Annotated in this window: 3 protein-coding genes; all 3 read right to left on the bottom strand. The window is 44.6% G+C overall.

The window, feature by feature from the left end:
• A partial coding sequence (locus tag ACLFWI_RS27825) for a hypothetical protein (RefSeq protein ID WP_446415627.1) occupies positions 1-971 on the bottom strand: 971 nt, incomplete at its 3' end.
• A 274-nt stretch (positions 972-1,245) separates the two neighbouring features.
• Entirely contained in the window at positions 1,246-1,725 is a 480-nt protein-coding gene (locus ACLFWI_RS27830) for a hypothetical protein (protein ID WP_446415628.1), read from the bottom strand.
• Positions 1,726-1,728: 3 nt separating this feature from the next.
• Positions 1,729-4,068, bottom strand: a 2,340-nt coding sequence (locus tag ACLFWI_RS27835; protein ID WP_446415629.1) for a CHAT domain-containing protein, incomplete at its 5' end; no start/stop codon positions are given.

The raw sequence follows: 4,068 nt of genomic DNA on the forward strand, positions 1-4,068 counted from the left end.
TTTAAGTTGACGCCAACGGTTTTGGATTGGTCTTGCAGGAAGGAGAGTTTTTTATAATAGTCCAGAGAGTATTGCGGTAGCTTTTTCAGAGATTGACTATCCCATTTTTGTTGATTGTAATCCTCGGTGAGTCGTTCGATAGCTTCGTACTGTTGACCGAGGATCTTTTTTAAGATAATGCTTTGAGAATGGAAGAAGTGAATTTTATGATAACTGAGTAGCATATCTTGGAAGATGCGATACACTTTATCGGCTTGCTGCTCAATGATTGGGTCTTGATAGAGGAAAACACAGCTTAGATGGATGGATTCGATAGCATAGTTATTAAATTTTTGGATAGTAACGGGTTTTGCGTGAATACAAAATGGGCTGTTTAAAAATTCCTCAACTCTCAGATTGTTTGGGTTAATTTGTGTGCCATAGTAGTGACTGAGACAATTGGCGGCGATTTTGGGAATATCGCTAGGGGAATAGTAGGAATTGGGTAAAATTCCGCCCAGGATGACGGTTTGTCCGAGTTCCAGAGGTAAGTTGGCAATATGTTCACCTAGATTCGCAAAGATGGGTAGGGCTTGTTCTTGGTGAATTGAGGGAACGTAGCTGGTGAAGCGCAGCAGGTAGGTGTCATTGAGGCGACGTGCGACTAGGCGACTGTGAATAATTCCTGTCTCTAAATACAGTCGGTCATTGTTGGGTTTTTGGCATTCTGGCGGAACAGTGGTGAAATCAAGGACGTTTCCAGAGGGGGCTAATTCTTGTTCAATGGGGATGAGTTGAACGAAATCTGATGCCCGTTTATTGGTGCTGCTGGTGAGGTGGGTGGAGAGGTTTTGTAGGTTTTCTTGGAAGAATTGCCGCCGCTTGTCTGTGGTTTCTGGGCGTTCGTTGAGGCTATTTCGCAGCACGTAATGATAAAGGTGCAGCGTGGGGGATAAAAGTTTAATTGTGGTATTGGTTTGGGTGGGATTCATGGTTAAACTTGTTGCCCTCAGACTCAAAGTCTGGGATTATATAAATGGAGCCTGCTGATACAATTTATGAATAATTCATAGGACTTACGAAAAAGCTCTATCTGTAGGGTGTGTTAGCGTAGCGTAACGCACCGTAACCAAGACATAGCGTAGCGTAACGCACCGTAACCAATACATAAAGTGTGGCTGCGTAAGTCCTAATTCAGATGGTTTAACCCCGCACAGGTGGGTTAGGTTGGGGTAACTGTGATGTCTAATTGTCCAGTATCGGATGTCAGTTGGCAGCATTTTGATTTCCTGGTTTACCTTGACCCTGAACCGGGGGATTATTGCGCTGATTGGTTTGATTTAACTGTTGAGTTGCCCAGTTTTGCAGATATTGACAGATATCACGCCCTTCGTTTATCAGTATTCTATTGGGTTCAGTGGGTGCATCCGCTTCTTCACCGGGGTCTCCTGTTTTTTTGACGAGTTTATCGATACCATTTGCATCGAGACAATCATAGATGTCTCCTAGCCATTCATTGAGTGCCTCGTTTCCCGGTTGCTGGCAAAAGTCGGTGATATGACTTGCCATGACTGCTGGGTTCTGGTAGTCGTCAGAAGGTAGTTGTCGTAAGTAGAGATGAATATCATAGGGCATTTGACTACCCAGTGTCTTTTCCAGTTCAACCAGAGGCTGAGTCAAAATTTGCTTGAATGCTTCACAAATAAAAATATCACTATCTGTAATGACACTATCGCTGCTACTCATGGTTTAACATCCCGTTAGGATAAATGCTGCCCAGTAATAGGGATTTTCAAAGGGAGTCCCGCTTAAACGCTTGAGTGTTCGCTGTAGACGGAATTTCTCTTTTGGTTCTAGTTTACTCAAATCCCAGGTGCTTGCTCGTTCTCGCAATTCATCAGCCGTGCAGCGACGCAGCCAGTTCTGGGCATTTTTCAGGGCGATGGCTTTATTCCCGGTTTGTTCGAGTTGGCGATAGAACTCATCAAAAATAAAGGCGGTGGCGATAGAGTTAACTTTCCACTGACTACCGATAACGGCTTTTGCACCTGCTAGTAAAAAGCCAGTGGGAAGTCCTAAATATTCTTCCAGGGGTTGAAAGGCGTCCACAACACCTGTGCAGCAGGCGGAAAGGGTGACTAAATCGGCTTGGGGGATATGCAAGTCGGCGAAAATGGTATTGAGGGTGAGATTCTCCTCGCTGTTTTCCGATAACATCAGATAGGAGTCGAGGGGATTCTGGAAATTGTATTCGGCATGACCAGAGAAATGGAAGCAATGGGTATCAGTAGCCGAGTGTAAAATTTCAGCTTTTGAGGCTTGTTTGCCGGGAAAAATTTTCCGGTGAATAAATTGTTGGCGTTGGCGGATACTTGCCATTTCCGCTTTGGCAAAGATTAAATCTTTGTCTTGGGTGGGATTTTCTATGCCCATTAAGGAATGACGAGAACGTTGGCGGTTTTGGCATATTTTCCAGGTTTGGAGGTTGGGAAAATAACTGACGGCAAAGCGGTCAATGAGTCGCTGGTGGTCATTTAACCACAAGGCATGAAGGGGGAAAAGGTGTAAGTATTTATGAGGGACAATGATTAAGTTCTGAATCTGAGCGGGAATGTGGGGGAGTAAGGTTGACAAGTTGAGGGAATCGGAAATTTGATTGATTTGCTCAGAGAGGGTTTGGATGGTTGCGTTAATGTCTTCTTTTTCCTTTGATGGTGTTTTCGTCGTAATGCCGGATACCCAAGCTTGAGCGAGTGCGGCGATGGACTTGGGGTTAAGTTTGACAGGAATAGATTCAGGAGATTTAGCTCCAGGTAGAATTAATAATGTTAGGAGTTTGTTGGCGGTGAAGAAGAATTCCAGAATGGCTGTATCGGATGGGAGTACAGACTGAATTTGTCGGAAGGATAGAGGGGATACTTTTGTCTTGGCAATAAACTCAGGTTCGATAACAGCGACTTGCTCATAGAGGGTTTCTAAGGCTTTTTTGGCGTCTTGCCAGCGAAATTCTAGTTGTTTAAGTTGCTGCTCGTCTAAGTTCTGATTAATTCCGTTCGTGTAGTCCTGTAATTGTTTCTTTTCAGTTACTTTTGCCTGATTGATTTGTGCCGATAGCTCTGGTGTAACCGTATTCGGCAAGGGGGCAAATTGTTGGGCGATTCGCTCGACTAGATATCGATTCCGAAAAAGTTCTGTATAGAAGAATGCCCGGTTTAAGTCACCTATTTTAATTGAGAAATTAACAATCTGTTGATAGATGTCTAAGTAGGAGTTTAGTAAAGAACGCCGGGTGATAATATCTCGACCTTCTTGCAGTTTATCTAAGCAGGCAATGATGCGATGGTAACAAAATTTTGCCTTTTTGGGGTTATTAGTCGAAAAATAGCGATCAACAGTGTCTTTAACTCGCGTTTCTTGTAGAAATAGGAGTAAGTCATCCTCAATTTGTTGAGTTTGTGATTGTGTAAGAGTCGTGATTTTCGGTAGGAGTTCGGTGACTAGCAAACGGGTGTAAGGATTGCGATGGTGCTGCAAGTTTCTGAGTCCTGCAATAGCTTTTGGATTGCCAATACCGATTTTTTCCAGGATGGCGGCGGCTTTTTGGCGAGCGGGTACGTTCCGGGTGGTACCTAACAGTTGTATGAGTGCCTCAATTACTTTTGGGTTGCCTGTGCCGATTTTCTCTAGGCTTTCAGCAGTTCGCCTGCGGGTGAACTCATCCTGAGTCCTATCTAGCAGTTCGATGAGTGCCTCAATTACTTTTGGGTTGCCTGAATCGATTTTCTCTAGGCTTTCAGCGGCTCGCCTGCGGGTGAACTCATCCTGAGTTGTCTGTAGCAGTTCGATGAGTGCCTCAATTACCTTTGGGTTGCCTGTGCCAATTTCCTCTAGGCTGTAAGCAGCTCGCCTGCGGGTGGATTCATCCTGAGTTGTCTGTAGCAGTTCGATGAGTGCCTCAATTACCTTTGGGTTGCCTGGGTCGATTTTCTCGAAGCTTTCAGCAGCTCGCCTGCGGGTGGATTCATCCTGAGTTTTATCTAGCAGTTGTATGAGTGCCTCAATTACCTTTGGGTTGCCTGTGCCGATTTT

Origin of the sequence: Coleofasciculus sp. (assembly GCF_046539235.1) — a bacterium.
GTDB lineage: Bacteria > Cyanobacteriota > Cyanobacteriia > Cyanobacteriales > Coleofasciculaceae > Coleofasciculus.